Genomic DNA, 18,164 nt, shown 5'->3' with positions numbered 1-18,164 from the left:
TCAGCAAGCGGCGGCGCGTCTCGGTCTCGCACGGCCGGCTACCGCGAACGGCGCCCAGGCCCCGAGCAAGACAATCGCCGCTGGTTCGGGAACGGCGAGCCTCAAGGCGGATCCGCCCATCGACTCGCCGAAGTGGTCACGCCAGAACTCGTAGTCGTCCATCTCAACGACGCCGTCGCCGTCGCCGTCGGCGATCAAGTTTTGGTCCGAAAACTGGGTGTCGCGCCACAGGGTGAAGTCGGCGGCGTCGACGACGCCGTTGCCGTTGTAGTCGCCCGGTTGCCCGATCGCTTGCAGGTACTTGTTGGCCAGCCGCACCCCCGTTTCGAGGTACATCTCCGACGTGAAGTGGATGCGGTCACTTTTGAGCTCGAGGTCGTCCGTGTTGACCATGTAGAGATCCGAGTCGGCGTCGGCCGCCCCGTGCTGGCTCTCTCGGAGAATGTCGGTATAGACACGGTTGGAGTTGGCGTGATACCGATTGATGATCGTGGGGACCTCGCCGTAGTTGCCCTCGAACTCGTTGATCAGGTTCGCCAGGTTGTCGTCGTACTCGAGAGCGCTGTCTTCGACGCCCGCGTCGCCGCTGCCCTGCACCCAAACGAACCCGGCGACTTCATAGCCTTGGCCTTCTGTGGGGAGCGTCGCCAGCGACTCGTCGACGAAATCGAAGAAGTTGTCGCGGAGCTCGGAGTCGGGCGCCCATTTGCTATTGAGGCTCGTGCCGCCACGCGAGTACTTGATGATCGCCAGGTCGAGCCCCTCGTCGTTGAGCGTCTTGCCGAACGAAAACTCGGGGCCGTACCACCGCCGGATCGCTCCGTTGCTGGTGAGTTTGAGCTTCAAACCCGACCAGTCCTCGTACTCCGCGTCGGTGCTATGCCGGTAGAGGACCTCGGGGACCTCGGTCGGGTAACCCGTGGGTAAGTCGTCGACGTGGCCCGAACCGCTCATATTGCTCTGCCCGGCCATGACGAACACTTGCAAAGGCGCCGCCCCGGCGCGGGGGGCGCAAGCTCCCATCATCAACAGCAAGACCGAGGTTCCGATACGAGTGAGCATAGGCCTGTTCGTAGCCATGGGGGATCCCGAAGAGAGGGGCCGGGCGGGTTATCGCCGCGGGCGTGAATACCTACCATTGTATTCTAAACCGGCCACCCGTCACGCCTCCCGTCGGCAAGGGCGATTGCCCTATAATTCTCGCAACCCGACGGCGTTCCGGCCCCCAGCGGACGGCCGTCACGAACGTCAGAGACCCTACATGGCGACTCCCGACCCCCGCTACCTGGCCGCATTCCACCCGAAGCGGATCCCCCACCAATTCGTCGACGTGCTGGTGATCGGCGGCGGCATCGCGGGCCTGCGGGCGGCGACGGAGGTCGACCCGAGCCTCTCGCTGCTGATCGTCACCAAGGACCGCATGCGCGAGTCCAACAGCTCCTACGCCCAGGGCGGCATCGCCGGCGTGCTCGACCCCGAGGACAATTTCGACAGCCACACGAGCGACACCCTCGCCGCCGGAGCCGAGCTGTGCGACCCGGCGGTTGTCGAGAGCGTGGTGCGCGAGGCGCCGCGGCTCATCAATGAGCTGATCACCTGGGGCGCCGAGTTCGACGAGAACCCCGAGGGCGAGTTGCTCCTCGGCCGCGAGGGGGGCCACAGCCACCGCCGCATCGCCCACGCCCTCGGCGACGCCACCGGCCAGGAGATCATGCGCGCCATGATCCACCACGCCCGCGAGACGCTCGGCGCCCAGATCTGGCAAGACACGTTCACGATCGATCTGCTGACAAGCGAGGGGGTTTGCCGCGGCGCCCTCGTCTGGAACCCCAACCACGGCAAGACCTTCGTGTGGGCCAAACAAACGATCCTCGCCACCGGCGGCGCGGGCCAGCTCTACCGCGAGACGACCAACCCGCGCGTGGCGACCGGCGACGGCCACGCCATCGCTTACCGCGCGGGCGCCGTGCTGGCCGACATGGAGTTCATGCAGTTCCACCCCACCGTGCTCTACATCGCCGGATCGAGCCGCAGCCTGATCACCGAGGCGATCCGCGGCGAGGGCGCCCACCTGGTCGACTGCAACGACCACCGCTTCATGCCGGACTACGACGAGCGGGCCGAGCTGGCGCCGCGCGACGTGGTGAGCCGCTCGATCGTCGCCCAGATGGAAAAGACTAAGCACTCCTGCGTTTACCTCGACATGCGTCTGCTCGGCGCCGAGTTCATCCGCGGCCGCTTCCCCGGCATCGCGAAGGCGTGCCTCGAGTTCGGCATCGACGTGACCGAGGAGCTGATCCCGGTCCGGCCCGGGGCCCATTACATGCTCGGCGGCGTGAAGGTCGACGAGCAGGGCGCGACCTCGCTCCCCGGCCTGTGGGCCGCCGGCGAGGCGACCAGCAGCGGCTTGCACGGCGCCAACCGGCTCGCCTCGAACAGCTTGCTAGAGGGCCTGGTGTACGGCGCCCGCGCGGGCGCCGGCGCCTCGGCCGCCGCGCTCACCGAGCCCGACCGCTACCAAGCGGCGGCGCTCGAGAACCCTCCGCTCGAGGAGTCGCACGCGTGGCTCGACCTGGCCGACGTGCGCAATTCGCTCAAGAGCCTGATGTGGCGCGCGGCGGGGGTCTGGCGGTCGGAGGAATCGCTCGCCGAGGCGGCCGAGAACATCGACCGCTGGAAGCAGTACGCCCTCGCCCGTCAACTCGGCGACCCCGAGGGCTGGGAGCTGCAGAACATGCTGATGGTCGCCGAGCTGCTGATCGCCGCGGCGCGCCGACGCACCGAGTCGCGCGGCGTCCACCTGCGAAGCGACTTCCCGGAGTCCGACAACGCCGCGTGGCGTCGGCGGATCGAGATTGTCCGCAGCGATGCGGGCCCCGAGCTCAGCGACGGCCCGCTGGTAAGCGACCCGCTCGCCAACTGAACCGCCGGTGCGCCGAACTGACGGGAGTGGGAACCGCTGTTGTGGCGGGCCTCTGGGGTGGCGGGGGCGCACCGCGCAGCGGAAGCCCCCGTGCGATGGAAACACGGTCTCGAAGGCCCGGGGGCTTCCGCTATCGCGGTGCGCCCCCGCCACCCTGCTGGGAAGTTCGGGCGCACCGAGGGAGAGCTCACTCCGGCTGCATGGTCGCTTTTCAGCGGGGCTTTTTTGAAAGCCGGGCGAACTATTTGCTCCGCGCACGCGTACGCGCGTTGTGCGGGCGTACGGCCCGCGCCCGTGCATTCCCCCCGCCCCTCGGGCAGGGATGGCGTGCGGCGGGCCAAGCGGTTACCTTCCCAGTTGCAACGACTCCCTGGGCCGAAGGCCCGCAAGTCGTTGCGGTGCGGCGAGATAAGACCCCGAATCGTCCCCCCAAGTTTTCCCCCTGATTCGCTCGGAGCAGTCCAGATGGCCACCGCGGCCCAAGACAATTTCGTTCCCCTCAGCGACCCAGCCGAGTCGATGATCGAGGCGGACGGCCTGTCGAAGTTCTACGGCGATTTCGCCGCCACGCGTGACGTCTCCTTCCAGGTGCGGCGCGGCGAGGTGGCGGCGTTCCTCGGCCCGAACGGGGCCGGCAAGAGCACCACGATGAAGCTGCTCACCGGCTACCTGGCGCCCTCGACCGGGGTGTCTCGTGTGGCCGGCTTCAACATGGCGACCGACCGCATCGAGGGCTCCAAACGCCTCGGCTACTTGCCCGAGAACGGCCCGCTTTACCCGGACATGACGCCCCGCTCGCTGCTGAAGTTCTTTGGCGAGGCTCGGCGCATCACCGGCCAGAAGCTCAGGGACCGCATCGACGCGGTCGTGAGCCAATGCCGCCTCGAATCCGTCATCGGAAAGCCGATCGGCAAATTGTCGAAGGGTTACCGCCAGCGGGTCGGCATGGCCCAGGTGCTGCTGCACGAGCCGGACGTGCTGATCCTCGACGAGCCCACGGCCGGCCTCGACCCGAATCAGATCCGCGAGGTGAGAAAACTCATCCGCGAGCTGGGCGCCACGAAGACCGTGCTGCTGAGCACCCACATCCTTCAAGAGGTCGAAGCGATGTGCAACCGCGTGATCTTCATCAACGAGGGACGCGTGGCGTTCGACGGGACCCCGGCCCAACTGGCCGAAGGGGTCGACTCGCTCGACGAGCGTTTCCACGAACTCACCGGCGCGAGCAAGGGCTGATGACTCCGCTCGCGACTTAACAGCACTTATCCCCTCCCCTCCGGCCGAGGCAGGCGGACGCCCCGCGAGCGGCGCCCCCCCTCTCCGCCGAGCCCCCCCGACCGAGAAACGGAAGTTCCCGCCCATGAACCTCACGGTTTTGAAAGCGATCTTCAAACGCGACTTCGTCAGCTATTTCTCGAACCCGACCGGGTACGTGTTTATCTGCGTGTTCGTCATGCTCAGCTCGCTGGCGGCGTTCTGGCCGCCCGAGTTCTTCGGCAACAACCTGGCGAACCTCGACCAGCTGAGCCGCTGGATGCCGTTCATCCTGCTGGTCTACATCCCGGCGATCACGATGAGCACCTGGGCCGAGGAGCGGCGCCAGGGGACGGACGAGCTGCTGCTCACCCTGCCGGCCGACGACCTCGACGTGGTGGTCGGCAAGTACCTGGCCGGCGTGGCGATCTACAGCGTGGCGCTGCTGTTCTCGATGTTCTCGATCTTCCTGGTCTTCAGTTGGGGATTGGGCACGCCCGACGCGGGGCTCTTTGTCGGCTCCTACATCGGCTACTGGTTCGTCGGCCTCGCGATGCTGTCGATCGGCATGGTCGCGTCGTTCCTCACCAGCAACCTCACGGTCGGCTTCATCCTCGGCGTGCTGCTCAACTCGCCGCTCGCGTTGTTCGGCGTGGCCGACCTGGTGGTCCGCAATCCGGCCGTGGCCCAAACCATCCGCCAGTGGAGCGTGGTCGAGCAGTTCGCCGACTTCGAGCGCGGCGTGATCAGCCTCAGCTCGGTGAGCTACTTCCTCAGCATCGTCGTGGTGATGCTCTACGTGAGCGTGGTGCTGATCGGCAAGCGGCACTGGGCCGGCGGCGAGGACGGCGAGGCGAAGGGGGGCCACTTCCTGGCCCGCACCCTCTGCATGCTGGTTGTCGTGGCGGCGCTCAACACCGTGCTCTCGACCCACGACCTGTGGCGCCAAGACCTCACCGTTGAGCAGCTCAACTCGCTCTCCGACCGCACCGTGCAACTTGTCCGCGACCTGGGGAACGACGAGGACGTCAGCCCGATCCGGGTCGACGTTTACGTGAGCCCCAGCGTGCCGGCCGAGTACGCCGCACAGAAACGCGACCTGCTCGCCACGCTCTCGGAGCTCTCCTCGATCTCGGGCGGCAAGATCCAGGTCTCCAAGCACGAGGTCGAGAACTTCAGCGAAGAGGCCTCGCTCGCCGAGCGGACCTACGGCATCGAGCCGCGTGAGGTGAGCACCAAGAGCCGCGGCGGCCGCAGCCAGGAAGAGATCTTCCTCGGCGCCGCTTTCTCCAGCGGATTGGACAAGGTCGTGATCCCGTTCCTCGATAAGGGGATCCCGATCGAGTACGAGCTCGTCAGGTCGATCACCACCGTGGCCCAGCAGGAGCGCAAGCGTGTGGGCGTGCTGAAGACGAAGGTGAACCTCAACGGCGGCTTCTCGATGCAAGGCTCCACGCCCGAGACCCAGCTGATCCGCGAGCTCAAGAAGCAGTACGACGTGGTCGAGGTCGACCCCTCGACGCCGATCACCGAGAAGTTCGACGTGTTGCTCGCCGTGCAGCCCTCGTCGCTGCGTCCGGAGGAGATGGACCACTTTGTCGAGGCCGTTCGCAACGGCCAGCCGACCGCGGTGTTCGAAGACCCGTTCCCGCTGCCCAACTTCTGGCCCAACGTGGTCGGCACGGCCCAGCCGAACCCGCCCGCCGGCGGCGGCATGATGGGCATGTTCGGCGGCGGCGGGCCCCCCGAGCCGAAGGGCGACATCCAGCAGCTCTGGAACCTGCTCGGCGTGCGGATGCGCGGCGACGAGCTCATCTGGCAGCAGTACAACCCCTACCCGGGGGCCGGGTCGTTCGTCGACGCGCAGTGGATCTTCATCGGCGAGGGCAACGGCGCGATCAACCCGTTCAGCCCCGACGACCCGATCGTCTCCGGGCTGCGTGAGACCCTGCTGCTGATCGCCGGCTCGATCACCCACAAGGACGGGGCTCCGACCGAGTTCACCCCGCTCGCCGTGACCGGCAACCAGACCGGCACGATCACGGTCGACGACCTGCAGCTCGCCTCGCGATCGGGCGGCGCCATCCTGCGGCAGGTTCGCACGGGGCAGAACTACATCGTCGCGGCCCGCATCGAGGGCAAGCCGAAGAGCGCCGAGGAGCTGTCGCTCGAGACGCTCGACAACGTGGCCGAAGGCGAAGAAGACAAGGCGGACGCCGCCGACGCCCCCGCCGAGGAGGTGGCCGAGCTGAACGTTGTTGTGGTGACCGACATCGACTGCCTGGCCGACGCCTTCTTCGCGATCCGCGAGATCGGCACGGACGACGACGCGCTGGTGGAGTGGAACTTCCAGAACGTGGCGCTCGTGCTCAACACGCTCGACTCGCTGGCGGGCGACGACCGCTTCCTCGAGGTCCGCAAACGCGAGCACTCGCACCGCATCCTCGCCAAGATCGAAGACGCCACGCTCGAGTACCGCGACGAGGCCCTCAAGGAACGCGAGAAGTTTGTCGAGCAGGCCACCGTGCAGATCAGCGCCGCCCAGAAGGAGTTCACCGACAAGATCGCTCAGATCGAGAGCCGCACCGACCTGAACCCCGTGGCCCGGCGGCAGATGATCGAGCAAGCCCGCATCCGCCTGGGACGCGTGCGCGACGTGAAGGTGGCCGAGCTCGAGAAGCAACGCGACCGCCAGGTCCGCGAGAGCGAACGCGCCTTGTCGGCCCAGATCCGCGGCGTGCAAGACTTCTACAAATTCGCCGCCGTGGTGCTCCCGCCGATCCTGCCGATCTTGCTCGCGCTGCTGGTCTACTTCCACCGCCGCGAGAGCGAGCGTGAGGGCGTGGCGAACACCCGGCTGAGGTTCGCCAAAGCAGAAACAACGACCTAGACCCAACGCAACAAGGCGAGCCGCAAGCCCGCCGCAGGAGGGCTTGCGGCTCGCCAACCAGCTTCGAATCGTATTCAGACAAACTGATCGAAGACCAAAGATGACCGAGACCACCAAAACGCTCACCTTCGTCGCCGCCGCGTTGGCGGCGGTGCTGCTCGCCTTCGTCACCAGGCCGCAGTCGGCCGACTACAACGTCGACGCCCTGATCGGCAAGCCGCTCACCCGGGCGTTCCTGCCCGAGGAGGCCAAGTCGCTCACGATCACCCGCTTCGACGCCGAGACCGCCACGCTCCGCGAGTTCGAGGTCGCCCAACAAGACGGCGTGTGGGTCATCCCGTCCAAGGGGGGTTACCCGTCCGACGCCGAGCGGCAGATGGCCGAGGCGACCTCCGAGGTGATGGACCGCGAGATCTTGCGCGTCGCCAGCAGCAGCGCCGCCGACCACGCCAGCCTGGGCGTGGTCGACCCGCTCTCGAACATCGAGATCGGCCAACAGGGCGTCGGCGCCCGGGTGGTGCTCGCCAAGGACAACGGCGACGAGCTGGTCGACCTGATCATCGGCTCCGAAGTGAAAGACGCCCCCGGCCAGCGCTACGTGCGCAGCGCCAACCAAGACGTGGTTTACATCGTCGAGATCGACCCGGAGCGTCTCTCCACGACGTTCGAGGACTGGATCGAAGACGACCTGCTGAAGCTCAACCCGTTCGACCTCGGCGAAGTGGCGCTCGACGACTACACCGCCGAGCTGGTCATGCAGGGCATGCAGCCGAGCATCGACTGGGACCGCCGCGGCAAGGCGGTGCTGGCGTACGACGACGGCGAGAGCGCGTGGAGCGCCGTGAGCCTCGAGCGGTTCAACCCCGAGAGCCGCGAGTACGAGCCCTTCGAGCTGGCCGCCGACGAGCGGCTCAACGACGAGAAGCTCGACGAGCTCAAGACCGCCCTGGACGACCTGAAGATCGTCGACGTCGAGAAGAAGCCCGAGGGCCTCAGCGCCACGCTCAAGGCGGGCGCCGACTTCCTCGAAAAGCAGGAGTCGGTCCTCAATCTCATGACGCACGGCTACGCCCCCGTGCCGAGTGACGACGGCGGGGCCGAGATCCTCTCGAGCGAGGGCCAGGCCGTGCTCACACTCAAGGACGGCGTGGAGTACGTGCTGCGGTTCGGCAACCTGCAACTCTCGGCCTCCGGCGGCGAGTCGGCCCCCGAGGGCGACGACGGCGAGGCGGCCGAGGATAGCGTGAACCGCTACCTGTTCGTGATGGCCCGCTTCAACGAAGACTTGGTCACCAAGCCGGAACTCGAGGAGCTGCCCGAGGCGCCCGCCGCCGGGGAATCCGATGAGACCTCCGAGGGCAATGGCGAAGAGGCCTCGGACGAAGACGGCTCTGCTGATGGCGACTCTGCTGATGACGACTCTGCTGATGGCGACTCTGCCGACGACGACCCTGCCGACGAAGCTGCTTCGGAAGAAGCGACCGGAGAGGAAGCATCTCAGGAGGAAGACCCCGCGTTGGTCGCCCGCCGCGAGGCCGAGAAGCGCAACGCCCGCCGCCAGCAAGAGTACGACAACAAGCTGGCCGCCGGCCGCGCTCGCGTCGAGGCGCTCAACGACCGGTTCGGCGACTGGTACTACGTGATCGCGAACGACGTGTTCCAGAAAATCCGCCTCGGCCTGGACGACGTGATCACGAAGAAGACGCCCGAAGACGCGGAGACCGGACAAGCCGAGGCGTCGTTCACCATGCCCGGCGCGGCGATCCCGGGACTGCCCAACCTCGGCGATGGCGCGGCGCCCGCCGCCGAGGAAGAAGCCCCGGCGGATGAGGCGGCCGACGAGCCAGCCGACGAGCCTGCCGACGAGCCGGCCGACACGGCAGTCAGCCAAGGCGCCCCCGCCGAACAGGACGCGGCCCAGGAGCCGACGACCGAAGCTCCGACGGACGAAGCGCCCGCCGAGTGATCGGCCGGCTCAGCCAACCGCTTCGCCCAGCTCGTGCAACTTCTCAAACGTGTAGAGCCCCGTGCTGTGGCCGTCGCTGAAGTCGACGTGGTAGGCGTACGAACCGACCGGCCGCATGCCGACGATCGTCAACGGCCGCGCCTCGTCCGCCGAGAGCACCGTGAGCTGCATCGGGTCGGGAGCAGGCTTCGGGCCGTGCTTCTCCTTGCAACTGGCGCAGGGGCACTCGGCACGCAGCTCGGCCGCCGTGTAGTCGCGCGACTGGCCGTCGGACCACTCGATCCGCAGGCGGTTTTCGGCTAAGCGTTCGATCGTGGTGGGAAGCAGCATCGGCTTTCGTATCTGATTGCAAATTGAAAACTGCAAATTTGAAATTTTTCAATTTGCAATCGTACAGCATCCCGATTGTGCTCCCACCCGTCCGTGCTCCCTCCCCCTTCGGGGGAAGGCTGGGGTGGATCAAGTCTCGCCCCGTTTGTCGACGAACCGCTTCCCCTTCCCCTCGCTGCGTGGCAAGCTCATCGCCGCCGCCAGCCGCACCGCCACCTTCAGCCCGAGCCGCAGCCGCAGCTCTTCGGCGATGCGCGTCGGTTGCTGCAGGTGGTCCTCGACCTCGATGACCAGCTCGTCCATCTCGCCGCGGCGGCGGGCGGTGATGCGGTACTCGACCACCTCGGGGAACGCCCGCAGGATCTGCTCGATCGACGTGGGGTAGACGTTCACGCCGCGGACCACAACCATGTCGTCCGCCCGGCCGAGCACGCCGCCGTCGAGGTAAACGAAGCGGCAGTCGCGGTCGTGGCCCCATTGCGGCCGCACCAGGTCGCCCGTGCGGTAGCGGATCACCGGGCAGCCGTAGCGGCCGAGCCCGGTGAGGAGCAGGTGAGAGAGCTCGCCTTCCTTCGCCCGCCGGCCGGTGTCGACCGACACGAACTCGGCGATGAACTCGCTCTCGACGATGTGAAGGCCCTGCCCGGTGGCGTCGCCGAAGCCCCACGGGCCGACCTCCGTGGCGCCGCTGTGGTCGGTCACCCGCGCCCGCCACGCCGCCTCGATCCGGCCGCGCACCGCCGGCAGGCTGCCGCCCGGTTCGCCGGCCACGATCACCTTCTCGATCGGCAGCTCGCCGACGTCGGCGCCGATCGCCGCGGCCGACTCGGCCAAGTGCATGGCGTAGGTCGGCGTGCAGAACAGCACCGTGGCGCCGCTGCGCTCGATCATCTCGACCCGCGCGGCGGTGCTCAGGCCGCCGCCCGGCACGGCCAGCACGCCGCGGCGGACCAGCGCGTCGAACGCGCTCCAGAAGCCGACGAACGGCCCGAACGAGAACGCCAGGAACGCCCGGTCTTGGCTCGTCACGGCGGCGGCGTCCAGCACGTGCTGCCACACGTCGGTCCACCACAACCAGTCTTGGGCCGTGTCGCACACGGCCATCGGCCGCCCGCGGGTGCCCGAGGTTTGGTGGTAGCGAACGTACTCGCTCTTCGCGTAGGTGTAGAACGTGCCGTCGGCCGCGGCGTCGAGCAGCTCGTCCTTGTTGGTCGTGGGCAGGTCTCGGAGCGCGGCCAAGCTGCCGAGCCGCTGGGGCGACGAGGCGAGCTTCTGCCGGTAGAACGCGTTGAGCGGCAACGCCGCGTCGAGCAGCAGATTCAGCTTGCGCAGCTGCAGGTCCTCGAGCGCTTCGCGCTCCAGGCCCCTCAGGGCGCGGCGTTCGTCGTGGGCCGTGGCTCGCATAACTCGTGTTCTCTCTCCGCCGACCGCGGGTCGGCGGCGGCTGTTCTTCCCTGACCTCTGACCCCCGCCTTCTCACCTCAGCCTTCAGCGTTCGATCTTGTGCTGCTCGATCTTACGGTAGAGTGTCGCCCGGCCGATGCCCAGCAGCTTGGCCGCCTCGGGCACCGAGCCGCCGGTCTGGTCGAGCGCGCGGCGGATGAGCTTCTGCTCCCACTGCTCGATCTCGAGCGTGTCGAAATCCTCGGCGCCCGCGTCGCGCAGCGCCAGGTCGGCCGGCAGGATCTCGGCGCCGTCGGCCATCACCACCGCGCTGTCGATCACGTTGCGCAGCTGCCGCACGTTGCCCGGCCAGCGGTAGGCGCGCAGCTGCGTGCGAGCCGCCTTGCCGAGCTTGATGCCCGGCCGGCCGTGCTGCGCCCGGTAATGCTCGAAGAAGAAGTCGACCAATCGGTCGATGTCGTCGCCGCGCTCCCTGAGCGGGGGCAGCTGCAGCTCGAACACGCTGAGGCGGTAGTACAGATCCTCGCGGAACCGCTTTTCGCGCACGTAGGTCTGCAAGTCTTGGTTCGTCGCGGCGATCACCCGGACGTCCACGCTCACCGGCTCGGTCGCCCCCACGGGCAAGAACGGGTGCCCCTCCAACACGCGCAGCAGCTTGGCCTGGCCCTCCAGGGAGAGCTCGCCCACCTCGTCGAGGAACAGCGTCCCCAGGTCGGCCTGCTGGAAGTAGCCGGTGTGGTCGCGGTCGGCGCCGGTGAACGAACCCGCTTTGTGCCCAAACAGCTGGCTGTCCATCAGGTCGGGCGGGATCGCCGCGCAGTTGACCGCCACCAGCGGCCGCTCGGCGCGTGGCCCCGCGCGCTGGATCGCCCGCGCCACGACCTCCTTGCCCGAGCCGCTCTCGCCACGCACCAGCACGCAGCCCGACGCCTTCGCCACCCGCGGCAGCTTGGCCTTCAGCGCGAGCATCGGCTCGCTCTCGCCGATCAGGTCGTCGTAGCCGGGCGAGAACTGCACCAGCCGCTCGAAGCTGGTTTGCAGGCTCGACTGCTCCAGCGCCCGCGCCAGGGCGATCTCCAAGATGTTGGCCACGGAGATCGCGAAATCGAAGTCCGACTGGTGGAACCGGCGGTCCTCAAGATAGGCGTGCAACGCGCCGTGCGTCTCGCGCACGCCGTCGGCCGTCTTGCCCACCAGCGGCGCGCAGATGGCGTCGGCGAAGCGGCCGATGTCGCTGTCGCTCGCCGACGGGTCCTTGTCGTCCTCACGCGATTCTTGGTTGGCCACCCACACGGCGTGCCCCTGCCGGCTCACCAGCTCGGTGAGCGACTCGTTGAGCACCACCCGCCCGGCCGCGTCGGGCGGCAGCACGCGTTTCAGCCGCAGCTTGCCGTCGTCCGTCACCCACAGGAAGCCGACGACCGCCGACCCGGTGCGGTCGCGCAGCAGCTCCAGGGCGATCTGCACCACCCGCTCCGGCTCGTGGCAACCCAGCAGCCGGATGCTCAGCTGGTAGAGCAGCATCAGCTCCTTGACCTGCTCGGCGTTCGGCATGCCGTCGAGCGACGACTCTTGGATGCCCCCCTCGAGCACCGCCGCCTCTTGCACCAGCGTCTGCGTCAGTTGCGGGTCGTCGCCCTCGGCCGTGGGGGGCTCCTCCGACTCGTGGAACTCGAACTCGGTCGACCCGATGCGGATCTTGTGCCCGTCCTCGAGCGCCGCCTCGAGCGCTTTCTGCCCGTTGACGTAGGTGCCGTTGCGGCTGGCGTTGTCGCGGATCAGCCACTGGCCCCCCTCGTGGACCAACCGGGCGTGGACACGCGACGAGAGCGGGTCGGCGACCGTCACCTGGCAATCGCTGCCGCGCCCCAGCAGGTTTTCCGACTCGCCCACGAGCGAGAAGTGGGCCCCCGCACGCGGGCCGGTCAGGATGGTCAGAAAGGCGTACAAGATGATTCGAACCCGGCGTGGCGCCGCCGTGGGGCCCGCCGCTCGGGAGCGTTTTTCTGGGGGAGTTTGGGGGGAGGAAGAGAAGCAGCCGCCGCCACGGCCGGTATTCCAAACCCCCAATGTACACCGCATTCCAAGACCCCGGAATGCTCCCCGGGCCGCAAAACGGCCCGCCGCCCGAGCCCCTCCACCCGGCGGCGAGTCCGCCTTGTTGGCGCCGGAGTGCTTTGGTACCTTGGGGAGCTTCGAGTAACGGGCTGTGGCTCAGCTTGGTAGAGCGCTGCGTTCGGGACGCAGAGGTCGCAGGTTCAAATCCTGTCAGCCCGACTTTCTCTAAACCCCGCCGAAACAATCGCTTTTGTTGGCGGTCGGCGGCGCGGCGTTTCCCTGGAGCGCAAAACGGTGTCTACCGTTTTGGCTCGCTGAGGAGACCTTGCCGTGCCGCGTCTTACCCCTCTCTACCCAGCTACCGCTGGAGCCACGCCGCTACGTTTTCGGCTGTTGGCTCCTGCCGCGTCAGCCGATTCCCGTGCGTCCCGCGATCGGGGCGAATCCGCTGACGCGTTGACACACGGCCAGCGCGACACGGCCAAAGGGTTCGAGGTGGCGCGGGCGATCGGTTAGATTGTGGCGTGGCGGCGCGCGGGGCGGCGCGCTTTTTCTGAATCATTTGTTCGAGCCGGGTCGCGGGTTGATCCCCCGCAAGAGTCGGCCGGCCGTCGTGCGCAACCCCCGCGGTGGTCGGCTGGCCGCCTGGTGTGGAGGGTTGCAGTGGCAAGCAAGAATCGCCGTGGGATTACCTATCAAGATATTGATACCCAGGGATGGGTCGATTCCGGTTTGCGGCGGCACTTAATTGGTAGCCATGAGCTATTCCCCGAATCATGGGATGATTCGCAAATCATTCACGAAGAGGTCCATGAGACATTCGGCGAAGAGCTTGATCGGTATCAAGCCGAGATAATCCCAATAGCTAAACCTGTAGCCAAGCGGCTCGCTGCTGGCGATAGGCCGGGCAATCTACAACAAGGGGTCTTCATTGATTTTGGTGATGGGCCGGCATGGTACGTTCACAACTTCTGGTCCAGCATTGGGCCAATCATACCGGACGATCCTATTGAAGAGATCGATCTTGATGAGTTGCACGAGCAACAACGTCAGAACGATGCGTGGCATGCATTGCAACTGATAGCCCGGCTTCGTGAAGCCCCTGCTCTCACAAGCGCAGCTATCTGGCTCGGACGCATAGTTGAACGGCTCCGGCTCGACCTATATCGAGAAGCGGCGCTTTTCAGGCAGGGCTCTCATCAATGGCCGCCCAAAAGGCGGCAAGAACACCGCAAAGCTCTCTGACGACGAATGGCGCCTCGTCGTCGCTGAGCGTAAACGCCTCGTCAAAGAGAATCCCCACGGCGGTGATAAGCACGCCGCCACGCTGATCCTTCGGCAGCTAGTCGAGGGCACGTTTCCGGGAATCGCCCGCAAGATCGACAATCTGCCCTCAGCGTCATGGATCGCCCGCAAGACGGTGACCGCCGCCGATGCAAACGCTTAGCGTTTGAATACTTATTGCAAACGCTTAGCGTTTGCGCCACGCGCCTCTTCCGAGCCCTAAACTCGCACCAATCAATCACTCGTGATTGAAGCTGCGAGCCGCTAAGTCCCGACGCTTAGCACCACCGCCGGCCAATAGCTAGCCGGCGAAACTGGGCCAGGTGTTCTGGTTCAATCACTCGCAGCAAGAAACACTCCGTTTCACACCGAGCTGCGAGGAACCGATGAGCGCGACCCTTTCTCCCGCCGGCGGCGAGCCCGATGGCTGCCGCTATCTCACCCTGGCCCAGGCCGCGGCCGAGCTGCCGGGGCGGCCCCACCTGAGCACGCTGCACCGCTGGCGGCTGCGCGGCGTGCGGGGCGTGCGGCTGCGAACCTGTGTGGTCGGCGGGCGGCGTTTCACGACGCACCGCTGGCTGCGCGACTTCCGCGACGCCACCACGGCGGCCGCCGCGCCCGGGGCGACGGACGCCACGGCCACGGCGCCGCGGCGTGAGTCGGCCATCCGGCGGGCCGAGGATGAGCTGGCCCGCGACGGCATCTGACCGAGACGCGTTCTGACCCGAGACTCCGTGCCGAGTCATACGGGGCGCGTCCCGGTGGCCGGGCGAGGCTAGTCACCCATGCCCGACGGGTTCAACTCCCGTGCGTTCCAGACTCGGCTTTCCAACAAAAAACGCCCGACCGCCAAATGGCGGGCCGGGCGCGTTTCTCGCCGAGCGAGGCTAGTCACAGATGATCGTACCACGCGGCGCCGAGGGCGCCAAAGCGGAGAATTGGCCGGACGGGGCCAACGAATCTACCCGCATCGCCACGACGCCCGTCGGGCGGCTGGTGGCCGAGCTGATCGGAGCCCGCCGACGCCACGACCACGAGGCCGAGGGCCGCGCTCTTGAGGAGCTGCGGAGGCGGCACGGGGTTCGGCTCGATTCGATGGCGCCTGCGGAGTCGCCCGCGGGCGAGGGGGTGGCGTCATGAGCACCACGACCCTTTCTGCGCTGAGTGTCGAGACGCTGCGCGAGTCGGCGCTGCGCTACGCGTCGCTCGGCTACCGGGTGTTCCCGTGCAAGCCGGGCGGCAAGGCGCCGGCCGTGGCGCGTGGGTTCCACGAGGCGACGACCGACGAGAAGCAGATCGCCGCGTGGTGGTCGCAGGGGGTGGCGTACAACATCGGCGTGGCGACCGAGGGGCTGCTGGTGGTCGACGTCGACGGACCCACCAACCCCTGGCTGACGACCGAGGGGGGCGCCGAGCTGCTGCTGGGCGACGCGCCGGCCGTCCGCACGCCGCGCGGCGGATGGCACGTGTGGCTCCGGGCGCCCGCGGGCGTGGGGCTGCGCAACACGGCGGGCAAGCTGGCCGAGATGGTCGACACCCGTGCGGCCGGCGGCTACGTGGTGGCGGCGCCGTCGGCCGTGGCGGGCAAGCCGTACCGCTGGGTCGAGGGACGCGGGCCGGTCGCCGTCGGCGCGTTGCCCGAGCCGCCGCGGTGGCTGGTGGAGCGGCTCACGGCGCGCCCCAAGACAACGGCCACGCCCGGCGTCAACGCTGCGGCCAAGCCATCGGCCGGCGGTGTCAGCGACGCGAACGCGCCCGTGGCCGAGGGCCAGCGCAACGCGGCGCTCGCCAGCCTGGCCGGTTCGCTGCGCAGGGCGGGGCTCGGCGAGCCGGCGCTGCTGGCGGCGCTCGTGGCGGAGAACGCCCGGCGCTGCCGGCCGCCACTCGATGAGCAGGAGGTCGCGGCGATCGCCCGCAGCGTGGCCCGCTACGCCGAGGGCCCGCGCAAGCCGTCCGCCCCCGCCTGGCGGCCGCTGCCGGTCGAGTCGCTCGGCGGCGTGCTCGCCGAGTTCGTCGACGCGACCGCCCGCAGCCAGGTGGTCGACCCGTCGATGGTCGCGCTGCCGCTCTTGGCGGCGCTGGCGGGGGCGATCGGGGCGTCGCGCCGCGTGGCGATCAAACCCGACTGGTGCGAGCCGTCGATCTTGTGGTGCGCGCTCGTCGCGCCGAGCGGCAGCGGCAAGACGCCCGCCGCGGCGCCGGTGCTCCGCGTGGTGCGCGACCGCGACGCCCGCGCCGTGCGTGAGAACGAACGCCTGCTGGCCGAGCACCGGGAGGATTGCGAGCGGCACGACGCCGAGCGTCGCCGCAACAAGACCACCGATCGGGGCGCCAGGCCCGAGCGCCCGCCGCTGGTGCGCTACCACCTGCAAGACGTGACGCCCGAGCAGCTGCTGGCCGTGCTGGTCGACAACCCGCGCGGCGTGCTCGTGGTGCGCGACGAGCTGTCGGGCCTGTTCGGCGGCTTCGGCCGCTACAGCGACGGCAAGGGCGCGGCGGAGCGGGCCAAGTACCTGAGCGTGTGGTCGGCCGAGCACCTGAGCGACGACCGCAAGCAGGCCACGAGCTGCTACGTGCGCCGGCCGCACGTGTCGATCTACGGCGGGGTGCAGCCCGACGTGCTGTTCCGCTCGCTGGGCGACGACGACGTGGCGGCCGGCCTGCCGGCGCGGTTCCTGTTCGCCCGCCCGCCGGAGCGTTCGCGCCGCTGGAGCGACGCGTCGACGCCGCACGAGCTGTCGGAGCGCGTGGCCGGCCTGTTCGATCGGCTCTACGCCTTGCCGATGGGCGTCGACGCCGAGGGCGACCCCGCGCCGGTCGACCTGCCGCTCACGGGCGGAGCGCGGCGGCGTTTCCGCGCGTGGCACGACGAGACACACGCCCCGCGTGTCGAGGGGGCCGACGGCGCCCTCAGGGCGGCGCTGTCGAAGCTGCCGGCTTATGTCGGCCGGCTGGCGCTGGTGCTGCGCCTGGCCCGCTGGGCGGCCGAGGGGGACGCGGCCGAGAGCGACACGCACGAGGGCGCCGGCCCGGCCGAGATCGACGGCGACAGCGTCGATCGCGCGATCACGCTCGTGGAGTGGTTCGCCCACGAGGCGTCGCGGGTCTACTCGCTCCGCGGCGAGAGCGCCGGCGACCGCGAGACGCGGCGGCTGGTCGAGTGGATCGAACGCCGCGGCGGCGAGGCCGCGCCGCGCGACGTGCAAGCCGGCTGCCGCTGGCTCCGCACGCCCGGCGCCGCCGAGGGCGCCCTGACGGCCCTGGCCGAGGAGGGCTTGGGCGAGTGGCGCGTCGAGCGCACCGCGACCAACGCCCGGCGTGTGCTGCGGCTGTCGGCGGCGTCAGCGTCAACAGATTCGCACGAACCCCGCGACCTGGCTGAATCCGCAGACGCTGACACGCCGGCGGAGCGCGCGACGAACGGCGCGGCGCCCACGGACGCGACAGAATGCGAGCGCTGCGGCTCGCGGTCCTACCGCGACACGCCGATCCACGACGGCCGCTCCGTGCGCCGCGACTGCGCCCAGTGCGGCCGCACGCTCGGCCACCCGGTGTGGGCGCCGTGAGGGGCGGTGGGCAAAAATGCGCGGGCACAACACCGCCTGACGGACTGCCTCTCCCCCCCCGATCGGGATGAGAGCCCCTGCGGCGGTCGATGCGGAAGGACCCCGCGGGGAGAGGGGGCCTGCGCTTTCTGGGGGCTAGCCAGCCGACCCACAGCCACGGGCGTATCGGCGAGGTTGTCTCCTGCGACGCGCTGAGCAGCACCGTGCGCGACGGAGGTCTTGAGGACCTCCGTCTGAAATGCCTCAAGCTTGGGCGCCGCGGGTGAGGCACCCTCGGCGGATTAGAAACCTGCCTAATTGCACGACAAGTCTTTTTCGCAGAGACACCTCATCGGTTTCGCAACGCGACTCTACGTGGCGATAATGTGAAGCGCAAGAGGGCTAGAGCACCAAGGGCCCTTCGCTAAGAAACGCAGCCTAACCTCACCTCCGCTTCATCAGCCCAACGGCTGCCAAAGCCCCCATCAGCAACGAACTTGGCTCAGGGAC

General features: G+C 68.3%; 13 protein-coding genes and 1 tRNA gene. 9 read left to right on the top strand and 5 right to left on the bottom strand.

Features of this window, described 5'->3' with window-relative positions; all coding sequences use genetic code 11:
• Positions 1 to 1,062, bottom strand: a complete 1,062-nt coding sequence (locus Mal64_RS18720) for a sialate O-acetylesterase (RefSeq protein ID WP_197525889.1) — start codon at positions 1,060 to 1,062, stop codon at positions 1 to 3.
• Between the two features lie 199 nt (positions 1,063 to 1,261).
• Here Mal64_RS18720 and nadB point away from each other — a divergent pair, with 199 nt between their 5' ends.
• The 4 genes from nadB to Mal64_RS18700 all read left to right on the top strand — a co-directional run bounded on the left by nadB (position 1,262) and on the right by Mal64_RS18700 (position 9,033).
• Positions 1,262 to 2,923 carry an L-aspartate oxidase gene (gene nadB, locus Mal64_RS18715; protein ID WP_146403243.1) on the top strand — a complete coding sequence of 554 codons (1,662 nt, stop codon included), beginning with the start codon at positions 1,262 to 1,264 and terminating at the stop codon, positions 2,921 to 2,923.
• Positions 2,924 to 3,388: 465 nt separating this feature from the next.
• Positions 3,389 to 4,159, top strand: a complete 771-nt coding sequence (locus Mal64_RS18710) for an ABC transporter ATP-binding protein (protein ID WP_231993868.1) — start codon at positions 3,389 to 3,391, stop codon at positions 4,157 to 4,159.
• A 124-nt stretch (positions 4,160 to 4,283) separates the two neighbouring features.
• Positions 4,284 to 7,067 (top strand): Gldg family protein, encoded by a 2,784-nt coding sequence (locus tag Mal64_RS18705; protein ID WP_146403241.1) that lies wholly within the window; start codon positions 4,284 to 4,286, stop codon positions 7,065 to 7,067.
• Positions 7,068 to 7,167: 100 nt separating this feature from the next.
• On the top strand, positions 7,168 to 9,033 hold the full coding sequence (locus Mal64_RS18700; protein ID WP_146403239.1) for a DUF4340 domain-containing protein: 1,866 nt from the start codon (positions 7,168 to 7,170) through the stop codon (positions 9,031 to 9,033).
• 9 nt (positions 9,034 to 9,042) lie between these two features.
• Here Mal64_RS18700 and Mal64_RS18695 read toward each other — a convergent pair whose 3' ends face one another.
• From Mal64_RS18695 to Mal64_RS18685, 3 genes are all read right to left on the bottom strand, one after another.
• Positions 9,043 to 9,363, bottom strand: coding sequence for a DUF971 domain-containing protein (locus Mal64_RS18695; protein WP_146403237.1), 321 nt, complete (start codon positions 9,361 to 9,363; stop codon positions 9,043 to 9,045).
• Positions 9,364 to 9,492: 129 nt separating this feature from the next.
• Positions 9,493 to 10,767: a phenylacetate--CoA ligase family protein gene (locus Mal64_RS18690; RefSeq protein ID WP_146403234.1), complete on the bottom strand. Its 1,275-nt coding sequence runs from the start codon at positions 10,765 to 10,767 to the stop codon at positions 9,493 to 9,495.
• A gap of 84 nt (positions 10,768 to 10,851) precedes the next feature.
• Positions 10,852 to 12,717 (bottom strand): sigma 54-interacting transcriptional regulator, encoded by a 1,866-nt coding sequence (locus Mal64_RS18685; RefSeq protein WP_231993866.1) that lies wholly within the window; start codon positions 12,715 to 12,717, stop codon positions 10,852 to 10,854.
• Positions 12,718 to 12,970: 253 nt separating this feature from the next.
• Here Mal64_RS18685 and Mal64_RS18680 point away from each other — a divergent pair.
• The 5 genes from Mal64_RS18680 (at position 12,971) to Mal64_RS18655 (ending at position 17,675) form a co-directional block, all read left to right on the top strand.
• Positions 12,971 to 13,044, top strand: a tRNA-Pro gene (locus Mal64_RS18680).
• A 922-nt stretch (positions 13,045 to 13,966) separates the two neighbouring features.
• Positions 13,967 to 14,272 carry a hypothetical protein gene (locus tag Mal64_RS18670; protein ID WP_146403230.1) on the top strand — a complete coding sequence of 102 codons (306 nt, stop codon included), beginning with the start codon at positions 13,967 to 13,969 and terminating at the stop codon, positions 14,270 to 14,272.
• A 223-nt stretch (positions 14,273 to 14,495) separates the two neighbouring features.
• Complete coding sequence (locus tag Mal64_RS18665; RefSeq protein ID WP_146403228.1) at positions 14,496 to 14,816, top strand: DUF1580 domain-containing protein; 321 nt, start codon at positions 14,496 to 14,498, stop codon at positions 14,814 to 14,816.
• Positions 14,817 to 15,006: 190 nt separating this feature from the next.
• Positions 15,007 to 15,249 (top strand): hypothetical protein, encoded by a 243-nt coding sequence (locus Mal64_RS18660; protein ID WP_146403226.1) that lies wholly within the window; start codon positions 15,007 to 15,009, stop codon positions 15,247 to 15,249.
• Positions 15,246 to 17,675 carry a DUF3987 domain-containing protein gene (locus Mal64_RS18655; RefSeq protein WP_146403224.1) on the top strand — a complete coding sequence of 810 codons (2,430 nt, stop codon included), beginning with the start codon at positions 15,246 to 15,248 and terminating at the stop codon, positions 17,673 to 17,675. The genes Mal64_RS18660 and Mal64_RS18655 overlap by 4 nt, the downstream gene beginning before the upstream one ends.
• A 423-nt stretch (positions 17,676 to 18,098) precedes the next feature.
• Here the strand turns inward: Mal64_RS18655 and Mal64_RS20500 are convergent.
• On the bottom strand, positions 18,099 to 18,164 hold a 66-nt coding region (locus Mal64_RS20500; RefSeq protein ID WP_146403379.1), incomplete at its 5' end, for a PEP-CTERM sorting domain-containing protein.

The organism is Pseudobythopirellula maris (assembly GCF_007859945.1).
GTDB classification, from domain to species: Bacteria; Planctomycetota; Planctomycetia; order Pirellulales; family Lacipirellulaceae; genus Pseudobythopirellula; species Pseudobythopirellula maris.
This window is presented reverse-complemented; position numbering and strand designations above follow the sequence as displayed.

Excerpts from the sequence above, each read along its gene's own strand:
- Mal64_RS18700 (WP_146403239.1), top strand. The coding sequence starts at position 7,168 with ATGACCGAGACCACCAAAACGCTCACCTTCGTCGCCGCCGCGTTGGCG.
- Mal64_RS18655 (WP_146403224.1), top strand. The coding sequence starts at position 15,246 with ATGAGCACCACGACCCTTTCTGCGCTGAGTGTCGAGACGCTGCGCGAG.
- Mal64_RS18690 (WP_146403234.1), bottom strand. The coding sequence starts at position 10,767 with ATGCGAGCCACGGCCCACGACGAACGCCGCGCCCTGAGGGGCCTGGAG.
- Mal64_RS18660 (WP_146403226.1), top strand. The coding sequence starts at position 15,007 with ATGATCGTACCACGCGGCGCCGAGGGCGCCAAAGCGGAGAATTGGCCG.
- Mal64_RS18710 (WP_231993868.1), top strand. The coding sequence starts at position 3,389 with ATGGCCACCGCGGCCCAAGACAATTTCGTTCCCCTCAGCGACCCAGCC.
- Mal64_RS18665 (WP_146403228.1), top strand. The coding sequence starts at position 14,496 with ATGAGCGCGACCCTTTCTCCCGCCGGCGGCGAGCCCGATGGCTGCCGC.
- Mal64_RS18705 (WP_146403241.1), top strand. The coding sequence starts at position 4,284 with ATGAACCTCACGGTTTTGAAAGCGATCTTCAAACGCGACTTCGTCAGC.
- nadB (WP_146403243.1), top strand. The coding sequence starts at position 1,262 with ATGGCGACTCCCGACCCCCGCTACCTGGCCGCATTCCACCCGAAGCGG.
- Mal64_RS18695 (WP_146403237.1), bottom strand. The coding sequence starts at position 9,363 with ATGCTGCTTCCCACCACGATCGAACGCTTAGCCGAAAACCGCCTGCGG.
- Mal64_RS18720 (WP_197525889.1), bottom strand. The coding sequence starts at position 1,062 with ATGCTCACTCGTATCGGAACCTCGGTCTTGCTGTTGATGATGGGAGCT.